This window comes from Pseudomonas putida group bacterium ESBL64, from assembly GCF_045277175.1.
In the GTDB taxonomy this organism is placed as follows: Bacteria; Pseudomonadota; Gammaproteobacteria; order Pseudomonadales; family Pseudomonadaceae; genus Aquipseudomonas; species Aquipseudomonas alloputida.
The window spans coordinates 3,018,996-3,040,035 of sequence record NZ_CP145799.1 but is presented as its reverse complement, the minus strand read 5'-3'; the positions used below and the strand labels follow the sequence as shown (position 1 = coordinate 3,040,035).

The window sequence follows — 21,040 nt, the reverse complement described above, 5'->3', positions numbered from 1 at the left end:
CAAGAAATTAACGGTCAAGGGTAGCGCTATCGGCCCCTTGTGCGCACCAGCCGCAAGCGAAAGGTTGGCCGATGTGTTGCGCACGTTGTGCCGGGTCGAGCACCCAAGGGCGTGCCTGCCACGGCGGCTGGTGGCGCAGGTGCTGGGTATGGCCGCACGAAAGTTCCACCACCCAGTGGCCTTCTTCGTCCTGATGAAAGCCGTTGATCCGACTGATGGGCCGTTGCTCGTCTGCACCACGTTCGCAATCGGACGATGGCAAGGTTACACTTGTCCGCTCTACATTCTTTTGCAAAAGGTCTTGCCCCATGCTGATCGCCGCCAACAAGGCTGTCTCCATCGACTATACCCTGACCAACGACGCCGGGGAGACCATCGACAGCTCCGCCGGTGGCGCGCCGCTGGTTTACCTGCACGGTGCCGGCAACATCATCCCGGGCCTGGAAAAAGCCCTGGAAGGCAAGCAGGCTGGTGACGAGCTGAACGTTTCCATTGAACCTGAAGAGGCCTACGGCGAGTACCTGGCCGAACTGGTCAGCACCCTGAACCGTAGCCTGTTCGAAGGTGTCGACGAGCTGGAAGTGGGCATGCAGTTCCACGCTTCGGCGCCGGACGGCCAGATGCAGATCGTCACCATCCGCGACATCGACGGCGACGACGTCACCGTTGATGGCAACCACCCACTGGCCGGTCAGCGCCTGACCTTCCAGGTCAAGGTTGTGAACGTGCGTGACGCCAGCGACGAAGAAATCGCTCACCGTCACATCCACGGTGAAGGTGGCCATCACCACTGATTTTCTGCGCTAAGCTCAGAAAGTCGCCAGGCGCTCGGGCAAGCCGATTTGCCTTCCTACGGGAGGTGAACGGTTTGGACGAGCGCCTTTTTAGTGGGCGAAATTCGCCTGCACGGCAACCGGGAACCTGAGAGGGGATTTCATCATGAGTGCATTTCACGACCTGAAACTGGAAGCGCTGAACGGCGGAGAGCTGCCCCTCGCACCCTTCAAGGGCCAAGTGGTGCTGGTGGTCAACGTCGCCTCCAAATGTGGCCTGACGCCACAATACAAGGCCCTGGAAAACCTCTACCAGATCTACAAGGACAAGGGCTTCAATGTGCTTGGCCTGCCGTGCAACCAGTTTGCCGGGCAGGAGCCGGGTAGCGAAAAGGAAATCCAGGACTTCTGCAGCCTCAACTACGGGGTCAGCTTCCCGCTGGGGGGCAAGCTGGAGGTCAACGGGCCGCAGCGCCATTCGTTGTACCGCCTGCTGGCAGGCGAGGGGGCCGAGTTCCCCGGTGACATTACCTGGAATTTCGAGAAGTTTCTGGTAGGCAAGGATGGCCGGGTGCTGGCGCGTTTCTCACCCCGCACGGCGCCGGATGACCCAGCAGTGGTGCAGGCCATTGAAAAAGCACTGGTCTGAATAGTGCCGGGCGCGATCATTGTGGCACCTGCGAAGCCGAGCGCCGCCTGCGCGGCGCTCGCTTTCACAGGCGCTGCACATACTGCGTCGAACGCCCAGCTGCAGCACTGACATTGCGACAAGCGCTATCCAGATACCCCTCGAACTGCTCGACAATCGCCGGCCAACCTTGGCGGCTGGCATGCTGTCGCGCATTCAGGCGCACCCTGCGCAACGTCTCCACTTCTTCCAGCAACCAGCACGCTGCATCGACAAACGCTGCCTGGTCCCCCGGCATCGCCAGCGCGCCACTGTGGCCATGGCGAATATGCTGCGCGGCGGCCGCCTCGTCATAAGCAACTACCGCCAACCCTGAGGCCATGGCTTCGAGCACCACATTGCCGAAGGTCTCGGTCAGGCTCGGGAACAGGAACAGGTCGCCGCTGGCATAGTGCTCGGCCAGTCGTTCACCGCGCTGGGCGCCGCAAAACACGGCGTCCGGTATCTCTTGTTCAAGCCTGGCGCGCTGAGGCCCGTCGCCGACCATGATCAGGCGCAGGCGCTTCTGTGGATGCGTGTTGCGTAGTGCCTCGAAGCACGGCCGTAGCAAGCCAAGGTTCTTTTCCGCCGCCAGCCGCCCGACATGCAGTACGGCGATGTCCTCCGCGCCTAGCCCCCAGCTTTCGCGCAGGGCCTGGCTGCGCCGGGCTGGATTGAACAGGCAGGCATCGACCCCTCGGGCCAGCAGCTCCAGGCGTTCGAAGCCGCGACGCTCCAGCTCCAGGCGCTGGCTGGCACTCGGCACCAAGGTGATTGCCGTGCGCCGATGGAACCAGCGCAAGTAGTGAGTGAGCAGGCGCGCCAGCAGGCCAAGGCCGTACTGGCCGGAATACTGCGGGAAGTTGGTGTGAAAGCCACTGACCACTGCCACCCCCAGGCGTCGGGCCGCGCGTAGGGCGCTGAGCCCCAGCGGCCCCTCGGTGGCGATGTACAGTACATCCGGGCGCTGCCGGCGCCAGCGGCGCAACAGCTTGTGCATCGACACCTCGCCCCACTGCAAACCCGGGTAGCCAGGCAGCGCCCAGCCACGGCACAGCATCAGGTGCGGGTCGTTGTGCGCGTGCCCTTCGCCTGCCTGGCGTGGGCGCACCACCTCGACCTCATGGCCGCGTTGGCGCAACCCTTCACTGAGGCGGCCAAGGGTGTTGGCCACGCCATTGATCTCGGGTGGGAAGGTTTCGCTGACCAGGGTAATGCGTAGGGCGGGTGTATTCATGACAAAAAGTTTCCGCCTGCCGGGTTGCGCTAATGTGACCGCCTTGTGACGTAAAGATGACGCCTGACCGCCGGCACGTTTGCCTTTATGAATATTTCCTCGCACAGCACTCAAGAAGGTGTAGCCGGCAGCCGATGAAGATGCATTCGACTACGTGATGCGCTCCAGGAGAGCGGTGATGTTCAACAACAAGCTCAAGCAAGAAATCCGGCAACTGCGCGAAGACCTGATGTCCATCGAACAGGTCAAGAGTAGTCTCGACAGCGAGATGCTGGTGCTGCAGCTCGATCCTCAGGGACGGATCGAGATGGTCAACGGCAACTTCGAGAGCGAGATGCTCTACCGTGCCGAACAATTGCTTGGACGCAATATCGAGGACATCGTCCCCGCCCACGTAAAGTCGCTGGACTTCTACCAGCGCATGAAAAGTGCGATCAGCCGTGGCGAACACCTGAACGGTGCGTTCCGTCTTCTGCGGGGCAATGGTCAGGAAGCCTGGCTGCGCTCGATCCTGCAGCCGGTGAAGAACAGCGAGGGGCGCATCAAGTACTTCACCCTGCATTCCAGCGACCTGACCCGAACCATTGAGACCTCACGCGAGCACGAAAGCCTGATCAAGGCGTTGATGCGCTCTACTGCGGTGATCGAGTTCGACCTCGACGGCATCATTCTCACTGCCAACGATCGTTTCCTGGCCACCGTCGGCTATCGCCTGGAGCAGATTCGCGGTAAGCACCACCGTATGTTCTGCGAACCGCAGGAGGTCAACTCGGCTGGCTACCAAGCGTTCTGGGACCGGCTGCGCCGTGGCGAATATGTTGCCGAGCGCTTCAAGCGCATTGATGCCCATGGCCGGGTGATCTGGCTGGAGGCCTCGTACAACCCGATCTTCGATGCCCACGATGTGCTGTACAAGGTGGTCAAGTTCGCCACCGTGATCACCGATCAGGTCAACCAGGAGCTGGCAGTGGCCGAGGCGGCAGATGTCGCCTACAACACCTCGCTGGGTACCGATGTCAGTGCTCGCAAGGCCACCGAAGTGGTCACCCAGACTGTCACCGTGATGCGTGGACTGGAGGCTTCGATGCAAGAGGCGGCCGACGGCATCCAGGCGCTGGATACCCAGTCGCGGGTGATCGGTTCGATCATCAAGACCATCAGCGACATTGCCGGGCAGACCAACCTGTTGGCCCTTAACGCGGCCATCGAAGCCGCCCGTGCCGGTGAGCAAGGGCGGGGCTTTGCCGTCGTTGCCGACGAAGTGCGCCAACTGGCCTCTCGCACCAGCACCGCCACCGAAGAAATCGCCCGGGTGGTACAGCAGAACGAACAACTGGCGCAGGCGGCAGTGTCGATCATCGACACCAGCAAGCGCCAGGCCGAACAGGGGCTGGCGCTGGCGGATGAGACGGGCAGCGTGATTGTCGAGATCCAGGACGGGGCGAAGCGGGTAGTGGACGTAGTGGGGCAGTTTTCCAGCCGGCTGAGTCTTTGATATGGCTTGGGGTTTGTAATGGCCATGGGATCGAGCTTCGCCTGCGCGGCGCTCGATCTCAAGAACGATAAAAATTTCCAGCCTTACCCACAGCAACAACTGAACAGCTGAACTTCGCCGAGCATGCCGGAAACGAAGTCGCATTTTCCTACAACTGACTCAGAAACCTCCGATCCGAATCCATGATGGGATTTCCCCCTGCACACGTTGTCAGGGAGACACCTCATGTACCTGGATTACCTCGTGCCCTCCTGGCACGAGATCGAGTCACGTGTCATCGCCATGGTGGGCTACCCAAGCGGTGGCCAGTTCCGCACCAGCCTCAATGAAGAGGTCGCCTCACTGGGCCTCAACCTGCGCCGGATCGAAGCTGTCCGCACAGCCTTCTACCACGCCGAATGGCAGGCGGCGCACCTGCTACGCCAGCGCTTCGCCGACCTCGACATCAACAGCATCGTCGACGAACTGCTGAGGGTCGTGCAGCAGATGGCGATGATCGTCGTCGGCAGCACCGTTACCGGTGGCCTGCTTGGCGCAGGGGTCGGCGCATTCGCCGGCGGCGCCGGAACCATACCGTTCGCTGGCGCAGGCGCGGCCATGGGCCTCAAGGTCAGCGGCTGGATCCTCGGTGCGCTGGGGCTGGCCTCCATCGCCGAGTTCTTCATCGACGGCTTGCCGCGTATCGGCGAGTACTACGTCGATGGCATCCGCTTCGCCTGGGAAGGCACCTGCGGCAATGAAGGCACCGGCCCGTTCTGCCGGGACGACCCTTATGCGATATCTCGGGCCACGCATCAGATTGCCCAAGGCCATGTGGAAGTCGTGGTGCTGTTGTTGGGGGCGATCGTGTCATACCTCACCCGCGGACGCGGCGATGCCCGAGTGCTGGCCCAGGAGATGGCGGCCAGCCGCAAAGGCGCGCGGCTGGGGCAATGGATGCTCAAGCATGAGGAAGGGTTGAAGAAACGGCCGGATCTGCAAGTGCCGGAGCGGCGCAAGGGGGCGATGGGTGATCCGCAGCCAGTTCAGCCGAATCGGCAGGCAGAAAAAGACAAGGAGCCGTCAACAGGTAAGCCCGGTAGCATGTCTTTGCATACGGTGGCATGTTTCAAGGCGGATAAATTGCCAGCATCGAAGCATGGCGAGTTTGAACGGCAGCTGAAGGGACAGCAGGATGGGTTGAATCGGCTAACGGTTGAAGAGTTTCTCGAAAATATCGCTAATCCGGCGAAGCGAGATCCGCGCATTGCAAAAATAGCGAGAAAGGAACTTTATGATAAGTTACAGGAGAGAATTCAGAGGGATCTGATGAAAACTATGAATGCCATTGAAGCTAGAAAGCTCTCGGTGAAGCAGGCAAAGGAAACCCTGTCATCTCTCGCAGCTTTGCATAATCCTGACTTGATCGCCGGTGGACGGGATACTATTTCTGATTTTGGCGACAGGCAAGTTAACTCGAGCATAGGCCCGCAATGGAAAAGCAGAGTTGAGGGCTTGAAAGCTGCTGCCGAGAAAGCTTCAAAATCGGGCGTGGGATCAGGCTTGTTGAACGTAAAACTGCATAAATGCTAGTCGCTTGAGGGTTTCGCCGTGGATGAGGTTTTTTCCCTGTTTGTAGAGCAAGTTGGTGAGCCGTTTTTTCGACAGGAGGTTCCTCCCTCAAGTCTGGATCGATACAGAGGGATCTTGCCGAACAAATTGTTAGCGTATTGGAGTGAGCACGGTTGGTGCGGGTATGGTGACGGGATATTTTGGACTGTCAATCCCCAGGAATATGAAGGGGTAACTGCCTCGCTTATCGAAGGCACAATATTGGAGAAGCGGGATAGATACCACCTGATCGCTCGCGGCGCATTTGGTGACCTGTATCTCTTTGGAGAGCAAACGGGTTTCTCAGTAAAGATTTTGGCTCATATTTCACGATACAGGGGCAGTGAATATGAGTTGACAGCGGCGGATATGGACAGGGAAGTGCAAGGTTTCTTCCTTGGCAAAGAGAAGGCGTCTGTTGACTTTGATGGTATGTTCGAGCCCGCAAAGAAGAAATTGGGCATGCTAAAGCATGATGAAATGTATGGGTTCGTTCCAGCCTTGGCGTTCGGCGGGTCAAGCGACCTTGCTAACCTCGAGAAGGTTAAGGCAGTGGAACATCTAATACTGCTTTCTCAGATTGCCACCCTCGAACCCTACAGTTTCTCCGACTTCTAAAAAGCAATCCGCAAAGAGGGGCTGCCCTGCAGCCCCTCGCTCCTTCAGCTCCGCTCCCGCACCCAGAACAGCGTAGCCCCGGCCACCGCCGCCGGCATCATCAGAACGTTCACCACAGGAATCATCAGCGCCAGGTAGGTGATGCCGCCAAAGCCCAGGCTCTGCCAGCGCTTCTGCCGCAGCCAGGCGAGCATGTCCTGCCAGCTCATCTTGTTGTTGTCTGCCGGGTAGTCGATGTACTGGATGGCCATCATCCACACGCCGAAGATCAGCCACAGCGGCGCAGCCACCACGTTGACCACCGGGATCAGCGACAGGACGAACAGGCCGATGGCGCGTGGCAGGAAGTAGCCCAGCTTGCGCATTTCGCGGCTGAAGGTGCGCGGTACCATGGCTGCCAGCTCGCCCCAGCTGAAGGCAGGGAAGGTGTCTTCGCCACGCACTACCACCTCGACCTTTTCCGCCAGAAAGCCGTTGAACGGCGCGGCAATGATATTGGCCACCAGGGTGAAGGTGAAGAACACCATCAGCACCAGCAAGGCAACGAACAGCGGCCAGAGGATGTAGCTGAGGAAGCTCAGCCAGTCAGGCAGCGTGGGCATCAGGGCATCGAGCCACAGGCCGAACTGGTGGCCGGCGAAGTAGATCAGGCCACCGAACAGCAACAGGTTGACTGCCAGTGGCAGCAGCACGAACAGCCGCAGGTTCGGGCTCAGCACCAGTTTCAGGCCTTCGCGCAGGTATTGGGGGCCAGAGAGGACAGGGGCTTGCATCTAGATACTCCGCAGAGAAGGAAAACGCGCTGACCTTACCGAGTTTGCCGCGCCGACGAAAGGCACGCCGTGGGCGGGAAACGGGATGTAACAAAAGCGCCCGGGGCTTGTTTATCGATGAAATCGCAGCATAGGCGATGCCTATGAGGTGGATTGTCTAAGGATATTTCCTTAATCTTTGCGACCTCGCTACAGTGCGCTCAACTTTTCGCTTTGCGGGCCTGCGCGTTTTAGCCTTCCCCAAGTGCTGCGTGGGTCCTTTTTAATTTCTTGGCTGGCGCAGCCGGTACACTGATGCCGGCCCTGCGGCCCGCTCGACAGGAGTTCGACATGTCTGAAGTACGTCATTCGCGCGTCATCATTCTCGGTTCCGGCCCTGCCGGTTACAGCGCTGCGGTGTATGCCGCCCGTGCCAACCTCAAGCCGCTGCTGATCACCGGCATGCAGGCGGGTGGCCAGCTGACCACCACCACCGAAGTCGACAACTGGCCGGGCGACCCCCACGGCCTGACCGGCCCGGCTCTGATGCAGCGTATGCAAGAGCACGCCGAGCGTTTTGAAACCGAGATCGTCTTCGACCACATCAACGCTGTCGACCTGGCCAACAAGCCGTTCACCCTGCAGGGTGACAGCGGCAAGTACACCTGTGATGCACTGATCATCGCCACTGGCGCCAGCGCTCGCTACCTGGGCCTGCCGTCGGAAGAAACCTTCATGGGCAAGGGTGTTTCGGCCTGTGCCACCTGTGACGGTTTCTTCTACCGCAACAAGCCGGTCGCCGTGGTCGGTGGTGGTAACACTGCCGTGGAAGAGGCACTGTACCTGGCCAACATCGCCAGCAAAGTGACCCTGGTACACCGTCGCGAAACCTTCCGCGCCGAGAAGATCCTGGTCGACAAGCTGAACGCCCGTGTGGCCGAAGGCAAGATCGAGCTCAAGCTCAACGCCACCCTGGACGAAGTGCTGGGTGACAACATGGGTGTAACCGGTGCGCGCCTGAAGAACAACGACGGCAGCAGCGACGAAATCAAGGTCGACGGCGTGTTCATCGCCATTGGCCACACCCCGAACACTTCGCTGTTCGAAGGCCAGCTGACCCTGAAAGACGGCTACCTGGTAGTCAACGGCGGCCGCGAAGGCAACGCCACCGCTACCAACGTCGAGGGTGTGTTTGCCGCTGGCGACGTGGCTGACCACGTTTACCGCCAAGCCATCACGTCGGCCGGTGCGGGTTGCATGGCAGCGCTGGATGTCGAGCGCTACCTGGACGGTTTGGCCAACGCCTCGTCCTGATCTGAGAAAAGGGGTGCAAAGCGCCCCCAATAAAAAACCGGCCAAGCGCCGGTTTTTTATTGTCTGCAATCAGCTCACAGGCTCAGTCGCATCGACAGGTCCACCGCTTTCACATCCTTGGTCATGGCGCCAATCGAGATGTAGTCCACCCCCGTCTCGGCAATCACCCGCAGGGTCGTTTCGTTGACCCCACCGCTGGCTTCAAGTTTGGCTTTGCCAGCGGTAATGCGCACGGCTTCGCGCATTTCGTCCAGGCTCAGCTCGTCGAGCATGATGATGTCCGCGCCAGCGGCCAGCGCCTGGCGCAGTTCGTCCAGGCTTTCGACCTCGATTTCCACCGGCTTGCCCGGCGCAATGCGGTGTGCTGCGGCCACCGCCTCGGCTACGCCGCCGCTGGCGGCGATGTGGTTTTCCTTGATCAGGAAGGCGTCGTACAGGCCTATTCGGTGGTTGTCGCACCCACCGCAGGTCACTGCGTATTTTTGCGCCAGGCGAAGCCCCGGCAGGGTTTTGCGGGTGTCCAGCAGGCGCACCTGAGTGCCTGCAACCAAGTCGGCGAGGAAGCGCGCACGGGTGGCGACCCCCGACAGCATCTGCAGGAAGTTCAGTGCGCTGCGCTCCCCACTGAGCAGCGAACGGGCCGGGCCTTCCAGGTGGAACAACGGCTGATTGGCAGTGGCCTGCTCACCGTCGGCCACCTGCCAGTGCACAGCAACGCGCGGGTCGAGCTGGCGGAATACGGCATCGACCCAAGCGGTACCGGCGACCACGCAGTTTTCACGGGTGATGATGGTCGCTTTGGCCAGGCGCTCGGCCGGGATCAGTTGCGCGGTGATATCGCCACTGCCGATGTCCTCCAACAGCGCGCGGCGCACGTTGGCTTCAATTTCAGCGGTCAGGTCGGCAAGGCGTAGGTTCGGCATGGTCGGCTCCACAAGCTAGGTGCCCGCGATTATAGGGCAGGGGGCCGGTGTGTACAGCCGCCTTGGCGCTGACCTTTGGTCGGGCGTTGTGAGTAATCGGAGCCGATCAGGGTCATTAGCCAGCCAGCGAAACGGCGCTGGTAGCTATACGGTTTTTTACCGATAATGGCGACTGGTATTTGGCGCCATGGCTTTGACGATTTTCAGCCCTTTCGGGCAAGACACCCTGCAAGGAGTCCAGGATGCAAAAAGAAGGCAAGGTGGTGCCCTTGGCGGCAGCCATCGACCGAGGGGGGCGCACGCCTCATCCTTGCCTTCCGGTCGTGTTGCTGCAGGTGCGCGACAAGGCCGCGTTGCAGTTGCGTCAGGGCCTGCAGGACTTGTTCGACAATGCCGATGACATGCTCTTCGAAATGGCCGACAAGGCCTCGGACCGCGGTGACCAGAACCTGTACTTCGAGGCCATGCGTGACCTGCGCCTGAAGCGCAAGAGCATCGAGCGTGGTTTTCTGGATACGTTCCATGATGCTTTCCTCCGAGCCGGCCAGGTCGACTTGCTGGCAAACCTGGTCGAGCCGGGCAACCCGCGCAGCAAGGCTCAAATGGAGCGGGCCGCCGCCATCGAGGGCATGGTGGCGCGGGTGCTGTCACGCGATGGCATTGCCCTGCAGCAACTGGGTCTGCGCCTGCAGGCATTGCTCGACCGCCCCCTGTACGAGCAGCACAACCCATTGGGGCCAGCCGCGCTGTGTCGTTACTTCCTCGAGGCCGGGCGTAATCTGGGCGTTGGCCTGCGGGTCAAGCTGGTGCTGCTGAAGCTGTTCGAGCGTTATGTGCTGCGTGATGCCGATGTGATCTATGGCGAAGCCAACCAGTTGCTGGCCGCTGCCGGCGTACTGCCCGAGCTGCAACCGGCGCCGCGCCGGCGTGCCGAAGACCGGCGCATGCGTGCGCGACCCGGGCCGGCGAACCTTGGCCAGGAGGAGGGGGCGGACGCCGCAGGGCAGGCGTTGTTTGCCTCGTTGCAGGCACTGCTGGCGCCGGTGCGCGGGCAGTTCGCTCCGCGCTTGCACGCGGTGGCTGCCGCCCAGCCGATCAGTACCGCCGACCTGCTCCGGCTACTGTCGCATTTGCAGCGCTATGTGCCCGCCACGTACGAGGCCGATGACTTCGAGCTCGGCCAACAACTTGAGCAACTGCTGTTGCGGGTGAGTGTGCGCAGCGGCACGCGCCGGCGCCTTCACGTGGCTGATGAAGACATGATCAACCTGGTTGGCCTGCTGTTCGCGTTCATCCACAACGATGACAACCTGCCGGCCAGCCTGCGGGCGCTGATTGCGCGCCTTCATATTCCCCTGCTCAAGGTGGCATTACTGGACAAGGGGCTGTTCAGCCGGAGTAGCCACCCGGCGCGCCGTTTGCTCAACGAAATCGCCGGCGCCGCGATTGGCTGGGAGTGCGGCAGCGAAGGCCAGCGTGACAGCTTGCACGTGCGGGTAGAGCGTATCGTCCAGCGTTTGCTCAATGATTTTGCCGACGATGCCAGCCTGTTCGCCGAGTTGCTCGACGACTTCCTGGCATTCAATCAGGACGAACGGCGACGTAACGAGTTGCTGGAGCAACGCACTCGCGACGCCGAAGAAGGCCGTGCCCGGGCAATGCAGGCCAGGCAGCAGGTGCAGCACGTGCTCAACCAGCGCCTGCGTGGCCGGGTACTGCCGCAGGTGGTGGTGCAAATGCTGGTGCAGGCCTGGAGCCAGGTACTGCTGCTGGCTTGGCTGAAACAGGGCGAGGCCTCACAGGCCTGGCACGACGCAGTGCAGACGATGGACATGCTGCTGGCCAGCATCACGCCGCCACATGAGCCACAAGCCTTGCTGCAGCAAGTGCCAGGCCTGCTCAAGGCGCTGCGCGATGGCCTGGCCAGCGTAGCCCTGGACGCGGTGGCGACCCGCGAGTTCTTCCTGCAACTGGAACAGTTGCACTTACGCGCCTGCGCAGGTAATGAGGCGCTGCCGAGCGGGGAGGGCCAATCCTTGGGCGATGTGCGGGTGGCCCAAGAGATTGTGCTGGCGATTGCCGAAGAGCCCGCCTGCGTGCCCCTGCACGCTGCCGACGGGCAGGCTGCAGCGCTGCGCCAGGCGCAACGCCTGCGCATCGGCACCTGGGTCGAGGTGCTCGACGAGGATGAACCACTGCGCTGCAAGCTGGTCGCGCGCATTGACAGCAGTGACAGGCTGGTGTTTGCCAACCGCACCGGCATGAAAGTGCGCGAGTGGAGCAGCGCCAGCCTGGCCCAGGCACTGCAGCGGCACGAAGTGCGCGTACTGGATGATCGCCTGTTGTTCGAACGGGCGCTGGAGGCGGTACTTGAGAGCTTGCGGCAAGGGCAGGCGCAATAGGCAGTCGCATTACAATCATTCACATGCACACGGCGTTGGCCGCAGGGCATACTGTGGGCATGTTCACGGCGTTTTTCAGGATCTGCCCATGCAATTGGACCGTGCCACTGGCTGGTTCCACGGAATCGGAATCACCCACTGCCCCTCGCCGAACTTCAATGCGCGCCCCGAAGGCGAATCGATTTCCCTGCTGGTGATCCACAACATCAGCCTGCCCCCGGCCTGTTTCGGCACGGGCAAGGTGCAGCAATTCTTCCAGAACCGCCTGGCCCCTGATGAACACCCGTATTTTGCCAGCATCAACCACTTGACTGTGTCGGCGCACCTGTTCGTCGAGCGTGACGGCGCGGTGACGCAGTTCGTGTCGTTGCATGACCGTGCCTGGCATGCGGGTGTGTCGAGCTTTGACGGGCGCGAAGGCTGTAACGACTTTTCCATCGGCATCGAGCTGGAAGGCACCGACGACCTGCCCTATACCGATGCCCAGTATGCGGTGCTGGAGCAACTCACCCGGCACATCCGCAGTGCCTGGCCGGCCATCGACCTGAACCGCATTCAGGGCCACAGCGACATTGCCCCGCAGCGCAAGACCGACCCCGGCCCGGCCTTCGACTGGCCGCGCTACCGCCAGGCGCTGCAGCACAACGAGGACAAGGCATGAGTTTTCTGGTGTTGGTGCTGGCGCTGTGGGTCGAGAAGTTTTCGGCGCTGCGCCATAAGGTGCAGCGTGACGGGTTCTTTCTTGGTGAACTGGTGCGCCTGGAGCGCAGTGGCAAGGTGCACCCGTGGTGGACGTTGGCCATCCTGGTGTTGGCGCCGGTAGCGCTGCTGGTGTTGCTGCTGCATGTGCTGGAGCCGGTGGCGTATGGTTTGCTGGCGTTGCCGGTGCACCTGCTGGTGCTGATCTACAGCCTGGGCCGCGGCGATGCCAAGGCATCGTTGGGGGCGTTTCGTGATGCCTGGCGGCGGGGGGACGATCAGGCGGCGCTGCACGTAGCCGAGCGTGACCTGGGCCTGGTGGCCGATGAACCCCACAGCCTGCTGGTACGGGTGCAGGGTAACTTGCTGTGGCAGGTGTACCAGGGCTTTTTTGCGGTGATCTTCTGGTATTTCGTACTGGGCCCTGGCGCTGCGCTGGCTTATCGATTGTTGGCGCTGTGTAGTGAGCACAGCAAGCAGCCGGCTTTGAAGGCGCGTGCCGAGCAGTTGCGGCACATCATGGACTGGTTGCCGGTGCGAGCGCTGGCGTTGAGCTTTGCCCTGGTGGGCAACTTCCTCGCGGTGACACGGGTGATGCTGCACGAGGTGCTCAACTGGCACATCAGCGCCGGGCACCTGGTGGCTCGGGTGGGGCGGATTGCCGATGACATTCCCGAAGAAGAGGACAGCCAGCGCGGTTTGGGGCGGCTGGACAGCCTGTGGGAATTGCTGTTGCGCTGTGCAGTGCTGTGGTATGCCGGGTTCGCGCTGTGGACCGTGCTGGTCTGATTCGGGGCCAATCGCATCCCACGCGAATCCCGGTCACCCGAGTTTCACCAGCCGAACAACGTGCAAGCATTGCGGGTGCTGGCCTGTGCCAGCACCTCGACATCCAGCCCCATCACGTGCGCCAGCGCCGTGGCAATTTCCGGCAGATGCTCCGGGCTGTTGCGTACCCCCGGGTACATCGCCGGTGCCATGTCCGGTGCATCAGTCTCCAGCACCACACTGTCCAGTGGCAGCCGCGCCAGAGTCTTGCGCAGCCGCAGCGCCTGCGGCCAGGTACCCGCACCGCCTAACCCCAGCAGGAAGCCCAGCTTGATGTACTCGCGGGCCTCTTCGTAGCTGCCGGCAAACGCATGAATCACCCCCGCCCGCGCTGGCTTGTAGCGCTTGAGTGTGGCAATCACCTGGGCATGGCTGCGGCGCACGTGCAGCAGGGCCGGTAGTTCGAAGTCGCAAGCCATCTGCAGTTGCGCTTCGAACAGCGCCTGCTGGCGGGTCTTGTCAAGGTCTGCGAGGTAATAGTCCAGGCCAAACTCACCTACGGCACATAGCCGCGGGTTGTCGCGCAGGCGCTCCAGCCACTCGCGCAACTGCACCAGGTGCTCAGGGCGATGCTGGTCGAGGTAGACCGGGTGCAGGCCAAGCGCGGCGAACAGGCGCGGCTCGGCGCAGGCCAGCTCCCACACGCGCTGGAAATTCGCCTGGTACACCCCCAGCACCACCATCCGCTCCAGCCCACGGGCCGCCGCGTTGGCCAGCAGGCGCGGACGGTCGGCGTCGAAGTCGGGGAAGTCCAGGTGGGTGTGGGTGTCGATCAGGCGCATGTTCAGGCCGCTGAGATGCGTTGCTTGAAGGTGCGGCCAACGGCGTGCACGCCGGGTTCATAGCGTTTTTCCTCGATGGCGGCCAGTGCCAGTTCAAGCGCAGTGGCGGCAATCTGGCCATGCTGCTGGGCCATGGCATTGACCGGCAGCGGCAGGAAGTCGAGCAACTGGTTGTCGCCAAAGGTACCCAGCTGCAGTTGGCGCGAGTCGACCGGGCGCGCCTGGAGGGTGTCGAACACGCCCTGCAACAGCACGTACGAAGTGGTCACCAGAGCATCCGGCAGGCCCCCCAGGTCGTCGATCAGTTGCTGCATCAGGCGTTGGCCGCACTCACGGCTGAACGCTTCGCCCTGATAGCGGCGCACTTCGCCGGTATAGCCTTGCAGGGCTTCGTCGAATCCGCCGGCACGCGCCTGGCTAACCGACAGCTCGGGGCGCGCGCCTATCAGGGCGATGCTGCGTGGGGCCGAGCTGAGCAGGCTGGCGGCCAGCTGGCGGCTGGCATCGCGGTCGTCGCTGATCACCGAGCAGAAGTGTGCGGGGTCCAGGCGGCGGTCGATGGCAATCACCGGCAGGCCTTTGTCCTGCAGCTCGCGGTAGCTGTCATCTTCTGGCGGCAGGCAACTGGCAACGAACAGCGCATCGCATCGGCGCGCACGGAACAGTTGCTGCAGTTGGCGCTCGCTGTCTGGCTGGTCATCGCTGCTGGCGATCAGCAGCTGGTAGCCGCGGGCGCGTGCGCCTTGCTCCAGTTGCTTGGCAATGCGGGCGTAGCTGGGGTTCTCCAGATCCGGGAGAATGAAGCCCAGGGTGCGGGTATGCCGGCTGCGCAGCCCAGCAGCCTGCGGGTTGGGGGTGAAGCCGTGGGCTTCGACCACCGCGCGTACCCGCTCGACAGTACTGTTACTGATGCGCTGCTGTTCAGCCTTGCCATTGATGACGTAGCTGGCAGTGGTCACGGACACACCGGCCAGACGGGCGATATCGCTGAGTTTCACCGAATTTTCCTTGTTATTACCGGGGCTGGCTGTAAGGCCGGACCGGGTAGTTTGACCCGGTACAGGCATCACGCGCAGACGACCATTGTCGCAATTGTCCGACAGGATGGGGCTTTTTACTGGGCAGATTATCGAGTAACGTGGCCGTCTGGTCAGATTAAACGTTTCAGCTGCCGAATTTTCTGCCTCGGCTGCCACCTGCGCAAGGCTGCTGAACTGGCCCTTTATGTGAATTTCACAACAATACTCCAGTACCCGAACGGGAACTGCAAAAGGAGAAGGTCATGCTCGAGCTCGCCAATGAGCAGATAGCCATGGGCCAGAAGGCCGCCGACAAGGCCGAGGCATTGCGCCTTCTGGCGGATCGGCTGGTTGCGGACGGCCTGGTCGCCGACGGTTACCTGCAAGGGCTGCAGGCCCGGGAGGCACAAGGCTCCACGTTCCTTGGCCAGGGCATCGCCATTCCCCATGGTACGCCGCAAACACGTGACCTGGTGTATGCCACCGGCGTACGCCTGCTGCAGTTCCCCGAGGGAGTAGACTGGGGTGACGGGCAAATGGTCTACCTGGCCATTGGTATTGCCGCCCGCTCCGACGAACACCTGCGCCTGCTGCAGCTGTTGACCCGGGCGCTGGGCGAGACCGACCTGGCCGAAGCCTTGCGCCGTGCCAGCTCTGCCGAAGCGCTGCTCAAGCTGCTGCAGGGCGCGCCCCAGGCGCTGGCGCTGGATGCGCAGCTGGTCGGCCTGAACGTGCCGGCAGAAGACTTCGACGAACTGGCCTGGCGCGGTGCCCGCCTGCTGCAACGTGCCGACTGTGTCGACAGTGGCTTTGCCGCCGTGCTGCAGCAGGCCGAGCCGCTGCCGCTGGGTGAGGGCCTGTGGTGGCTGCACAGCGAGCGCCAGGTTCGTCAGCCGGGCCTCGCCTTCATCACCCCGCAGCAGCCGCTGCGTTACCGCGACCAGCCGCTCAACGGTCTGTTCTGCCTGGCCAGCCTTGGCGCCGCTCACGAGGCCCTGCTCGAGCGTCTGTGCGAAGTGTTGATCGAAGGCCGCGGGCAGATGCTCTACCAGGCCACCAGCAGCCGTGCGGTACTGGAAGTGTTGGGCGGTGAAGCGCCGGCGGACTGGCCTGGCGCACGTGTCGTGCTGGCCAATCCACATGGCTTGCATGCGCGCCCGGCCAAGGTGCTTGCACAACTGGCCAAAGGCTTTGAAGGGGAAATCCGTGTGCGCCTGGTCGATAGCGCGCAGCCAGCCGTATCGGTGAAGAGCCTGAGCAAGCTGCTCAGCCTCGGCGCACGCCGTGGTCAGGCACTGGAACTGGTCGCCGAACCGAGCATCGCTGCCGATGCCTTGCCGGTGCTGCTGGCGGCTATCGAGCAAGGCTTGGGTGAAGAGGTAGAACCGCTACCGCAGAGCGTCGCGCCCATTGCCGATGACGTACCCGAAGTACTGCAAGCGCCAGCGGCCGGCAGCCGTATCCAGGGTGTGGGCGCCGCCCCCGGCATTGCCAGCGGCCCGGCGCATGTCTGTGTCGAGCGTGAGTTCGACTATCCCTTGCGGGGGGAATCGTGCGCCCTGGAGCGGCAGAAACTGCGCGAAGCCTTGGCTACCGTCAACGGCGAACTGCAGGCTTTGGTCCTGCGCAGCGACAAGGCCATTGGCGAAATTTTCGTCACCCACCAGGAAATGCTTGCCGACCCGGCCCTGACCGATGATGTCGAACAGCGCCTGGCCCAGGGCGAAAGCGCTGCGGCCGCGTGGATGGCCGTGATCGAAGCTGCGGCCCGTCAGCAAGAGGCGTTGCACGATGCGCTGCTCGCCGAGCGCGCCGCCGACCTGCGCGATATTGGCCGCCGCGTGCTGGCGCAGTTGTGTGGTGTGCAGGCGCAGGTTGAACCCGAGCAGCCCTATGTGCTGGTGATGACCGAAGTCGGTCCATCCGATGTCGCCCGCCTGGACCCCAACCGGGTTGCCGGCATTGTCACCGCCCAGGGCGGCGCCACGGCCCACAGTGCCATCGTCGCCCGGGCGTTGGGCATACCAGCAGTGGTCGGCGCGGGTGCATCGATACTGCTGTTGGAGAGTGGTACGCCGCTGCTGCTCGATGGCCAGCGTGGTGTGGTCAGCGTCGCACCGCCAGCGGATGAACTGCAGCGGGCGCTGGCCGAGCGTGACCTGCGCGAGCAACGCCTGCAGGCCGCCTGGGCCAACCGCTTCGAGCCGGCTATCACCCGTGATGGGCATGCCGTCGAGGTGTTTGCCAACATCGGCGATAGCAACGGCATCGCCAAGGTGGTGGAGCAGGGCGCCGAAGGTGTCGGCCTGCTGCGCACCGAACTGATTTTCATGGCCCACCCTCAAGCGCCGGATGTGGCTACTCAGGAAGCCGAGTACCGTCGCGTGCTCGATGGCCTCGATGGGCGCCCGCTGGTGGTGCGCACCCTGGATGTTGGCGGCGATAAACCGTTGCCTTACTGGCCGATCGCTGCCGAGGAAAATCCCTTCCTCGGCGTGCGCGGCGTGCGCTTGACCCTGCAGCGCCCGCAAGTGATGGAAGACCAGTTGCGCGCGTTGTTGCGGGCTGCCGACCAGCGCCCGTTGCGTATCATGTTCCCCATGGTTGGCCAGGTGCACGAATGGCGTGAGGCTCGGGCCATGGTAGAGCGCCTGCGTGCAGAAATCCCGGTAGCCGACCTGCAACTGGGCATTATGGTCGAGGTGCCTTCAGCGGCCCTGCTGGCAGCGCAATTGGCGCGCGAGGTGGACTTCTTCAGCATCGGCACCAACGACCTGACTCAATACACCTTGGCCATCGACCGTGGCCACCCCAGCCTCTCGGCACAGGCCGATGGCCTGCACCCGGCGGTATTGAGCCTGATCGACATGACCGTGCGCGCCGCCCATGCCCACGGCAAGTGGGTGGGCGTGTGTGGCGAGCTGGCAGCCGACCCGCAGGCGGTGGCCGTGCTGCTGGGGCTGGACGTGGACGAACTCAGCGTCTCCGCGCGCAGCATCGCCGAAGTCAAGGCACTGGTTCGCCAGGCCGATCATCAGACAGCCCGCGCCCTGGCGCGCGAGGCCCTGCAACAGGACAGCGCCGCAGCAGTTCGCGCGCTGGTGGAGCGTTACTGAATGGCCAAGATCCTCACTCTTACCCTGAACCCTGCGCTGGATATCACCATCGGCCTGGACACTCTGCGCCCAGGGCAGGTCAACCGTAGCCAGGCGCAGCACAGTCACGCCGCAGGCAAGGGGCTTAACGTTGCCCAGGTACTGGCCGACCTGGGGCACAGCGTAACCGTGGGCGGTTTCCTCGGGCGCGATAATCTGCAGCCCTTCGAGGCGCTGATCGACGGCCGCGGTTTTACCGACTGCTTTGTCCGTGTGCCGGGCGAAACCCGCCGCAATATCAAGCTGGTCGAGGCCGATGGCCGCGTGACCGACATCAACGGGCAGGGCCCGGAGGTCGACGAGGCGGCACGCAGTGCCTTGCTGGACAGGCTGGAACAGATTGCCCCCGGTCACGATGCCGTGGTGGTGGCCGGTAGCCTGCCGCGTGGAATCAGTGCCGACTGGTTCCGCCAGTTGCTCGAACGGTTGAAGGCCCAAGGCCTCAAGGTAGTCCTGGACAGCAGTGGTGAAGCCCTGCGTGTCGGCTTGCAAAGCGCGCCCTGGTTGGTCAAGCCCAATACCGAAGAACTGGGCGAAGTGCTGGGCCTGGCTGTGGATAACCTGGCGCAACAGCGCGCCGCCGCCAAGCGCCTGCTGGACAGTGGCGTTGAACACGTGGTGGTGTCTGCGGGCGAGCAGGGCGTCACTTGGTTCAGTCGCGATCTGGCCCTGCAGGCCCGCCCACCCAAGGTGCGGGTGGCCAGCACGGTGGGGGCGGGGGATTCGCTGGTGGCCGGCATGGTCCACGGCCTGCTGCTGGCCGAGGCGCCTGCACAGACGTTGACCCGGGCCACTGCCATCGCCGCCCAGGCCGTTACCCAGGTTGGCTTCGGCATCCATGACCGCGAGCACCTGGCGCAGTTGGAAGCGGCCGTGCAACTGACAGAACAACAAGAGGGTTGCCGATGAACATTGCCATAGTCACCGCCTGCCCCAACGGCCAGGTATCGAGTGTACTGAGCGCACGCTTGCTGTCCGCCGCTGCCCAGCGGCGCGGCTGGAGCACCAGCGTCGAAGTGCAGAATACTGAACACCCCGAGCGGCAACTGAGCGCTGCACAGATCGCCGAGGCTGACTGGGTGCTTGTGGTCAGCACCGGGCCGGTGGACCTGGCCCGCTTCGTCGGCAAGCGCCTGTACCAAAGCACGCCGTCCCAGGCGCTGGCTGATCGCGAAGGCTTTCTCGACGAAGCGGCGGCCAACGCCGAACTGCTGGCCGCGGTGACAGGCACCCCCGCCGCAGTTGGCAGTGCTGGCGCCCGCATCGTTGCCGTCACGGCATGCCCGACCGGCGTAGCCCATACCTTCATGGCCGCTGAAGCCTTGCAGCAAGCCGCACAACAACTGGGCTACCAGCTTACCGTCGAGACCCAGGGCTCGGTCGGTGCGCGCAACCCCTTGTCCGCTGACGCCATCGCAGCGGCCGACGTGGTGCTGCTGGCCGCCGACATTGAAGTACCCACTGCACGTTTCGCCGGTAAACGTATTTACCGTTGTGGTACCGGCATTGCCCTCAAGCAGGCCCGCGCTACCCTGGACAAAGCCTTGGCGCAGGCCACGGTGGAAAACGCTGCCGACGCTGCAGCGGCGACCACGCCGGCCAAGGGCGAGAAAACCGGCGTGTACAAGCACTTGCTGACCGGTGTGTCGTTCATGCTGCCGATGGTGGTGGCCGGCGGTCTGCTGATTGCCCTGTCGTTCGTGTTCGGTATCGAGGCCTACAAAGAGGCGGGCACCTTGCCGGCGGCGTTGATGCAGATTGGCGGTGAAGCCGCCTTCAAACTGATGGTTCCGCTACTGGCAGGCTATATCGCCTGGTCCATCGCCGACCGCCCCGGGCTGGCCCCGGGCATGATTGGCGGCCTGTTGGCCAGCACCTTGGGGGCCGGCTTTATCGGTGGCATCGTCGCCGGTTTCCTCGCCGGTTACAGCGCCAAGGCCATTGCCCGATGGGCGCGCTTGCCCAGCAGCCTGGAGGCGCTCAAGCCGATCCTTATCATTCCATTGCTGGCCAGTCTGTTCACCGGGCTGGTGATGATCTATGTGGTCGGCCAGCCGGTAGCGGCGATGCTCGAAGGCCTGACGCACTTCCTCGACAGCATGGGCACCACCAATGCCATCCTGCTGGGGCTGTTGCTGGGCGGCATGATGTGCGTCGACCTTGGCGGGCCGATCAACAAGGCCGCCTATGCGTTCTCGGTGGGGCTGCTGGCCTCGTCGAGCTACGCGCCAATGGCGGCGACCATGGCCGCCGGCATGGTGCCGCCGATTGGCTTGGGTATTGCCACCTTCCTGGCCAGGCGCAAGTTCGCCCAGAGCGAGCGCGAGGCGGGCAAGGCGGCGCTGGCGCTGGGGCTGTGCTTCATCTCCGAGGGGGCGATTCCGTTTGCCGCCAAGGACCCTTTACGGGTGATTCCGGCCAGTATCGCCGGTGGTGCGTTGACCGGGGCATTGTCGATGTATTTTGGCTGCAAGCTGATGGCGCCGCATGGCGGCTTGTTCGTGTTGTTGATCCCCAACGCGATCAACCATGCGTTGCTGTATTTGCTGGCGATTGTGGCGGGTAGCCTGGTGACAGCGGTGGTGTATGCGGTTATCAAGAAGAGCGAGGGTGTGGAGTTGGCCGTGGCGCCTGCTAAAAGTGTATGAGCAGACCTCGTTCTGTGGGAGCGGCCTTGTGTCGCGAAAGGGCCGCAAAGCGGCCCCGGCAATCTAAGTTGCGAAGCTGAAAATCTGGGGCTGCTTCGCAGCCCTTTCGCGACACAAGGCCGCTCCCACAAGGACTGC

At 62.9% G+C, this 21,040-nt stretch carries 18 protein-coding genes and 1 pseudogene; 13 read left to right on the top strand and 6 right to left on the bottom strand.

Going from position 1 to position 21,040, the window contains the following annotated elements; genetic code table 11:
• Positions 1-7: 7 nt before the first annotated feature.
• Positions 8-310, bottom strand: a complete 303-nt coding sequence (locus V6093_RS13800; RefSeq protein WP_014755346.1) for a DUF3565 domain-containing protein — start codon at positions 308-310, stop codon at positions 8-10.
• On the opposite strand from V6093_RS13800, the gene V6093_RS13795 reads away from it, so the two are divergent.
• Together V6093_RS13795 and V6093_RS13790 are read left to right on the top strand one after the other, a co-directional pair.
• Positions 309-794, top strand: a complete 486-nt coding sequence (locus tag V6093_RS13795) for a peptidylprolyl isomerase (RefSeq protein ID WP_003247325.1) — start codon at positions 309-311, stop codon at positions 792-794. The two genes, V6093_RS13800 and V6093_RS13795, sit on opposite strands and share 2 nt — an antisense overlap.
• A gap of 145 nt (positions 795-939) precedes the next feature.
• Positions 940-1,422, top strand: coding sequence for a glutathione peroxidase (locus tag V6093_RS13790; RefSeq protein WP_003247324.1), 483 nt, complete (start codon positions 940-942; stop codon positions 1,420-1,422).
• A gap of 64 nt (positions 1,423-1,486) precedes the next feature.
• Here the strand turns inward: V6093_RS13790 and V6093_RS13785 are convergent, their stop codons facing one another.
• Positions 1,487-2,677, bottom strand: coding sequence for a glycosyltransferase family 1 protein (locus tag V6093_RS13785; protein WP_265979488.1), 1,191 nt, complete (start codon positions 2,675-2,677; stop codon positions 1,487-1,489).
• A 157-nt stretch (positions 2,678-2,834) separates the two neighbouring features.
• On the opposite strand from V6093_RS13785, the pseudogene V6093_RS13780 reads away from it, so the two are divergent.
• The 4 genes and pseudogenes from V6093_RS13780 to V6093_RS13765 form a co-directional block, all read left to right on the top strand.
• A pseudogene (locus V6093_RS13780) lies at positions 2,835-3,578 on the top strand (PAS domain-containing protein); the annotation flags it as partial.
• Positions 3,579-3,740: 162 nt separating this feature from the next.
• A complete protein-coding gene (locus tag V6093_RS13775) occupies positions 3,741-4,172 on the top strand; it encodes a methyl-accepting chemotaxis protein (RefSeq protein WP_370626866.1) in 432 nt (143 codons plus the stop codon).
• Positions 4,173-4,397: 225 nt separating this feature from the next.
• Entirely contained in the window at positions 4,398-5,744 is a 1,347-nt protein-coding gene (locus V6093_RS13770) for a DUF6861 domain-containing protein (RefSeq protein WP_003247321.1), read from the top strand.
• Between the two features lie 18 nt (positions 5,745-5,762).
• Positions 5,763-6,380 (top strand): GAD-like domain-containing protein, encoded by a 618-nt coding sequence (locus tag V6093_RS13765; protein ID WP_003247320.1) that lies wholly within the window; start codon positions 5,763-5,765, stop codon positions 6,378-6,380.
• A 44-nt stretch (positions 6,381-6,424) separates the two neighbouring features.
• Here the strand turns inward: V6093_RS13765 and cysZ are convergent, their stop codons facing one another.
• The gene (cysZ, locus tag V6093_RS13760; protein ID WP_003247319.1) at positions 6,425-7,153 is read right to left on the bottom strand and encodes a sulfate transporter CysZ; all 729 of its coding nucleotides are present in this window, start codon (positions 7,151-7,153) and stop codon (positions 6,425-6,427) included.
• A gap of 330 nt (positions 7,154-7,483) precedes the next feature.
• Here cysZ and trxB point away from each other — a divergent pair, with 330 nt between their 5' ends.
• Positions 7,484-8,446, top strand: a complete 963-nt coding sequence (trxB, locus tag V6093_RS13755) for a thioredoxin-disulfide reductase (protein ID WP_004575865.1) — start codon at positions 7,484-7,486, stop codon at positions 8,444-8,446.
• Positions 8,447-8,520: 74 nt separating this feature from the next.
• Here trxB and nadC read toward each other — a convergent pair whose 3' ends face one another.
• Positions 8,521-9,369 carry a carboxylating nicotinate-nucleotide diphosphorylase gene (gene nadC / locus V6093_RS13750; RefSeq protein WP_004575864.1) on the bottom strand — a complete coding sequence of 283 codons (849 nt, stop codon included), beginning with the start codon at positions 9,367-9,369 and terminating at the stop codon, positions 8,521-8,523.
• Between the two features lie 242 nt (positions 9,370-9,611).
• Here nadC and V6093_RS13745 point away from each other — a divergent pair, with 242 nt between their 5' ends.
• From V6093_RS13745 to ampE, 3 genes are all read left to right on the top strand, one after another.
• The gene (locus tag V6093_RS13745) at positions 9,612-11,771 is read left to right on the top strand and encodes a DUF1631 domain-containing protein (RefSeq protein WP_185279701.1); all 2,160 of its coding nucleotides are present in this window, start codon (positions 9,612-9,614) and stop codon (positions 11,769-11,771) included.
• A gap of 88 nt (positions 11,772-11,859) precedes the next feature.
• Positions 11,860-12,432, top strand: a complete 573-nt coding sequence (gene ampD, locus V6093_RS13740) for a 1,6-anhydro-N-acetylmuramyl-L-alanine amidase AmpD (protein WP_004575862.1) — start codon at positions 11,860-11,862, stop codon at positions 12,430-12,432.
• Positions 12,429-13,259: a regulatory signaling modulator protein AmpE gene (gene ampE, locus V6093_RS13735; protein ID WP_003247314.1), complete on the top strand. Its 831-nt coding sequence runs from the start codon at positions 12,429-12,431 to the stop codon at positions 13,257-13,259. The genes ampD and ampE overlap by 4 nt, the downstream gene beginning before the upstream one ends.
• A 44-nt stretch (positions 13,260-13,303) precedes the next feature.
• Here ampE and V6093_RS13730 read toward each other — a convergent pair whose 3' ends face one another.
• Positions 13,304-14,080, bottom strand: a complete 777-nt coding sequence (locus tag V6093_RS13730) for a TatD family hydrolase (protein ID WP_019750469.1) — start codon at positions 14,078-14,080, stop codon at positions 13,304-13,306.
• A gap of 2 nt (positions 14,081-14,082) precedes the next feature.
• On the bottom strand, positions 14,083-15,078 hold the full coding sequence (gene cra, locus V6093_RS13725) for a catabolite repressor/activator (RefSeq protein WP_003247312.1): 996 nt from the start codon (positions 15,076-15,078) through the stop codon (positions 14,083-14,085).
• 284 nt (positions 15,079-15,362) lie between these two features.
• On the opposite strand from cra, the gene ptsP reads away from it, so the two are divergent.
• The 3 genes from ptsP to V6093_RS13710 are packed head-to-tail and all read left to right on the top strand — an operon-like array spanning position 15,363 to position 20,902.
• Entirely contained in the window at positions 15,363-18,215 is a 2,853-nt protein-coding gene (gene ptsP / locus V6093_RS13720) for a phosphoenolpyruvate--protein phosphotransferase (protein WP_406669532.1), read from the top strand.
• Positions 18,216-19,163 carry a 1-phosphofructokinase gene (pfkB, locus tag V6093_RS13715; RefSeq protein ID WP_143999571.1) on the top strand — a complete coding sequence of 316 codons (948 nt, stop codon included), beginning with the start codon at positions 18,216-18,218 and terminating at the stop codon, positions 19,161-19,163.
• The gene (locus tag V6093_RS13710) at positions 19,160-20,902 is read left to right on the top strand and encodes a PTS fructose-like transporter subunit IIB (RefSeq protein ID WP_003247309.1); all 1,743 of its coding nucleotides are present in this window, start codon (positions 19,160-19,162) and stop codon (positions 20,900-20,902) included. Before pfkB ends, V6093_RS13710 begins: the two co-directional genes overlap by 4 nt.
• Positions 20,903-21,040: the final 138 nt, after the last annotated feature.

Excerpts from the sequence above, each read along its gene's own strand:
- V6093_RS13710 (WP_003247309.1), top strand. The coding sequence starts at position 19,160 with ATGAACATTGCCATAGTCACCGCCTGCCCCAACGGCCAGGTATCGAGT.
- V6093_RS13775 (WP_370626866.1), top strand. The coding sequence starts at position 3,741 with ATGCGTGGACTGGAGGCTTCGATGCAAGAGGCGGCCGACGGCATCCAG.
- nadC (WP_004575864.1), bottom strand. The coding sequence starts at position 9,369 with ATGCCGAACCTACGCCTTGCCGACCTGACCGCTGAAATTGAAGCCAAC.
- V6093_RS13800 (WP_014755346.1), bottom strand. The coding sequence starts at position 310 with ATGGGGCAAGACCTTTTGCAAAAGAATGTAGAGCGGACAAGTGTAACC.
- V6093_RS13745 (WP_185279701.1), top strand. The coding sequence starts at position 9,612 with ATGCAAAAAGAAGGCAAGGTGGTGCCCTTGGCGGCAGCCATCGACCGA.
- V6093_RS13785 (WP_265979488.1), bottom strand. The coding sequence starts at position 2,677 with ATGAATACACCCGCCCTACGCATTACCCTGGTCAGCGAAACCTTCCCA.
- ampE (WP_003247314.1), top strand. The coding sequence starts at position 12,429 with ATGAGTTTTCTGGTGTTGGTGCTGGCGCTGTGGGTCGAGAAGTTTTCG.
- ptsP (WP_406669532.1), top strand. The coding sequence starts at position 15,363 with ATGCTCGAGCTCGCCAATGAGCAGATAGCCATGGGCCAGAAGGCCGCC.
- pfkB (WP_143999571.1), top strand. The coding sequence starts at position 18,216 with ATGGCCAAGATCCTCACTCTTACCCTGAACCCTGCGCTGGATATCACC.
- trxB (WP_004575865.1), top strand. The coding sequence starts at position 7,484 with ATGTCTGAAGTACGTCATTCGCGCGTCATCATTCTCGGTTCCGGCCCT.
- V6093_RS13790 (WP_003247324.1), top strand. The coding sequence starts at position 940 with ATGAGTGCATTTCACGACCTGAAACTGGAAGCGCTGAACGGCGGAGAG.
- cysZ (WP_003247319.1), bottom strand. The coding sequence starts at position 7,153 with ATGCAAGCCCCTGTCCTCTCTGGCCCCCAATACCTGCGCGAAGGCCTG.
- V6093_RS13730 (WP_019750469.1), bottom strand. The coding sequence starts at position 14,080 with ATGCGCCTGATCGACACCCACACCCACCTGGACTTCCCCGACTTCGAC.
- V6093_RS13795 (WP_003247325.1), top strand. The coding sequence starts at position 309 with ATGCTGATCGCCGCCAACAAGGCTGTCTCCATCGACTATACCCTGACC.
- V6093_RS13770 (WP_003247321.1), top strand. The coding sequence starts at position 4,398 with ATGTACCTGGATTACCTCGTGCCCTCCTGGCACGAGATCGAGTCACGT.
- ampD (WP_004575862.1), top strand. The coding sequence starts at position 11,860 with ATGCAATTGGACCGTGCCACTGGCTGGTTCCACGGAATCGGAATCACC.